This is a genomic window from Streptomyces sp. NRRL S-337, assembly GCF_000720175.1.
GTDB lineage: Bacteria > Actinomycetota > Actinomycetes > Streptomycetales > Streptomycetaceae > Streptomyces > Streptomyces siderophoricus.
Genome location: NZ_JOIX01000152.1, coordinates 1 through 3,193 on the forward strand (window position 1 = coordinate 1; position 3,193 = coordinate 3,193).

1 rRNA gene is annotated in these 3,193 nt (G+C 56.5%); it reads left to right on the forward strand.

Going from position 1 to position 3,193, the window contains the following annotated elements:
* Positions 1-49 precede the first annotated feature (49 nt).
* Positions 50-3,172: ribosomal RNA gene (locus IG62_RS0140735) — 23S ribosomal RNA — on the forward strand.
* The last annotated feature ends 21 nt before the right edge of the window (positions 3,173-3,193 follow it).

Sequence of the window (3,193 nt, forward strand, 5' to 3'; positions counted from 1 at the left end):
GGGTGGCTGGTCGTTGCTTGAGAACTGCACAGTGGACGCGAGCATCTGTGGCCAAGTTTTTAAGGGCGCACGGTGGATGCCTTGGCACCAGGAACCGATGAAGGACGTGGGAGGCCACGATAGGCCCCGGGGAGCTGTCAACCGAGCTTTGATCCGGGGGTGTCCGAATGGGGAAACCCGGCAGTCGTCATGGGCTGTCACCCGCTGCTGAACACATAGGCAGTGTGGAGGGAACGCGGGGAAGTGAAACATCTCAGTACCCGCAGGAAGAGAAAACAACCGTGATTCCGGGAGTAGTGGCGAGCGAAACTGGATGAGGCCAAACCGTATTGGTGTGATACCCGGCAGGGGTTGCCAGTGCGGGGTTGTGGGATCTCTTTACTACAGTCTGCCGGCTGTGGGACGAGTCAGAAACCGTTGATGTAGGCGAAGGACATGCGAAAGGTCCGGCGTAGAGGGTAAGACCCCCGTAGCTGAAACATCAACGGCTCGTTTAAGAGACACCCAAGTAGCACGGGGCCCGAGAAATCCCGTGTGAATCTGGCGGGACCACCCGTTAAGCCTAAATATTCCCTGGTGACCGATAGCGGATAGTACCGTGAGGGAATGGTGAAAAGTACCGCGGGAGCGGAGTGAAATAGTACCTGAAACCGTGTGCCTACAAGCCGTGGGAGCGTCGCTGTATGTGCTTGCACATGCAGTCGTGACTGCGTGCCTTTTGAAGAATGAGCCTGCGAGTTTGCGGTATGTTGCGAGGTTAACCCGTGTGGGGAAGCCGTAGCGAAAGCGAGTCCGAATAGGGCGTTGAGTAGCGTGCCCAAGACCCGAAGCGGAGTGATCTAGCCATGGGCAGGTTGAAGCGGAGGTAAGACTTCGTGGAGGACCGAACCCACCAGGGTTGAAAACCTGGGGGATGACCTGTGGTTAGGGGTGAAAGGCCAATCAAACTCCGTGATAGCTGGTTCTCCCCGAAATGCATTTAGGTGCAGCGTCGTGTGTTTCTTGCCGGAGGTAGAGCACTGGATAGGCGATGGGCCCTACCGGGTTACTGACCTTAGCCAAACTCCGAATGCCGGTAAGTGAGAGCGCGGCAGTGAGACTGTGGGGGATAAGCTCCATGGTCGAGAGGGAAACAGCCCAGAGCATCGACTAAGGCCCCTAAGCGTGTGCTAAGTGGGAAAGGATGTGGAGTCGCAGAGACAACCAGGAGGTTGGCTTAGAAGCAGCCACCCTTGAAAGAGTGCGTAATAGCTCACTGGTCAAGTGATTCCGCGCCGACAATGTAGCGGGGCTCAAGCACACCGCCGAAGTCATGTCATTGCAGCATTAGGACCAACGTCTGCTGTGATGGGTAGGGGAGCGTCGTGTGCCGGGTGAAGCAGCCGTGGAAACGAGTTGTGGACGGTTCACGAGTGAGAATGCAGGCATGAGTAGCGATACACACGTGGGAAACGTGTGCGCCGATTGACTAAGGGTTCCTGGGTCAAGCTGATCTGCCCAGGGTAAGTCGGGACCTAAGGCGAGGCCGACAGGCGTAGTCGATGGACAACCGGTTGATATTCCGGTACCCGCTTTGAAGCGCCAAACATTGAATCAGGCGATGCTAAGTCCGTGAAGCCGCCCTGAGCTCTTCGGAGCGTAGGGGAGTGGTGGAGCCGACGAACCAGACTTGTAGTAGGTGAGTGATGGGGTGACGCAGGAAGGTAGTCCAGCCCGGGCGGTGGTTGTCCCGGGGTAAGGGTGTAGGCCGAGGGGTAGGCAAATCCGTCCCTCGTTAAGGCTGAGACCTGATGCCGAGCCGATTGTGGTGAAGTGGATGATCCTATGCTGTCGAGAAAAGCCTCTAGCGAGTTTCATGGCGGCCCGTACCCTAAACCGACTCAGGTGGTCAGGTAGAGAATACCGAGGCGTTCGGGTGAACTATGGTTAAGGAACTCGGCAAAATGCCCCCGTAACTTCGGGAGAAGGGGGGCCATTTCTGGTGATCCGTCTTGCACGGTGAGCTGGGGGTGGCCGCAGAGACCAGCGAGAAGCGACTGTTTACTAAAAACACAGGTCCGTGCGAAGCCGTAAGGCGATGTATACGGACTGACGCCTGCCCGGTGCTGGAACGTTAAGGGGACCGGTTAGTCATGATTCGTCATGGCGAAGCTGAGAACTTAAGCGCCAGTAAACGGCGGTGGTAACTATAACCATCCTAAGGTAGCGAAATTCCTTGTCGGGTAAGTTCCGACCTGCACGAATGGCGTAACGACTTCTCGACTGTCTCAACCATAGGCCCGGTGAAATTGCATTACGAGTAAAGATGCTCGTTTCGCGCAGCAGGACGGAAAGACCCCGGGACCTTTACTATAGCTTGATATTGGTGTTCGGTTCGGCTTGTGTAGGATAGGTGGGAGACTGTGAAGCATCAACGCCAGTTGGTGTGGAGTCATTGTTGAAATACCACTCTGGTCGTGCTGGATGTCTAACCTGGGTCCGTGATCCGGATCAGGGACAGTGTCTGGTGGGTAGTTTAACTGGGGCGGTTGCCTCCTAAAGGGTAACGGAGGCGCCCAAAGGTTCCCTCAGCCTGGTTGGCAATCAGGTGTTGAGTGTAAGTGCACAAGGGAGCTTGACTGTGAGACTGACGGGTCGAGCAGGTACGAAAGTAGGGACTAGTGATCCGGCGGTGGCTTGTGGAAGCGCCGTCGCTCAACGGATAAAAGGTACCCCGGGGATAACAGGCTGATCTTCCCCAAGAGTCCATATCGACGGGATGGTTTGGCACCTCGATGTCGGCTCGTCGCATCCTGGGGCTGGAGTCGGTCCCAAGGGTTGGGCTGTTCGCCCATTAAAGCGGTACGCGAGCTGGGTTTAGAACGTCGTGAGACAGTTCGGTCCCTATCCGCTGTGCGCGTAGGAGTCTTGAGAAGGGCTGTCCCTAGTACGAGAGGACCGGGACGGACGAACCTCTGGTGTGCCAGTTGTCCTGCCAAGGGCATGGCTGGTTGGCTACGTTCGGAAAGGATAACCGCTGAAAGCATCTAAGCGGGAAGCCTGCTTCGAGATGAGGGCTCCCTCCCACTTGATGGGGTAAGGCTCCCAGTAGACGACTGGGTTGATAGGCCAGATATGGAAGCGCCGTAAGGTGTGGAGTTGACTGGTACTAATAGGCCGAGGGCTTGTCCTCAGTTGCTCGCGTCCACTGTGT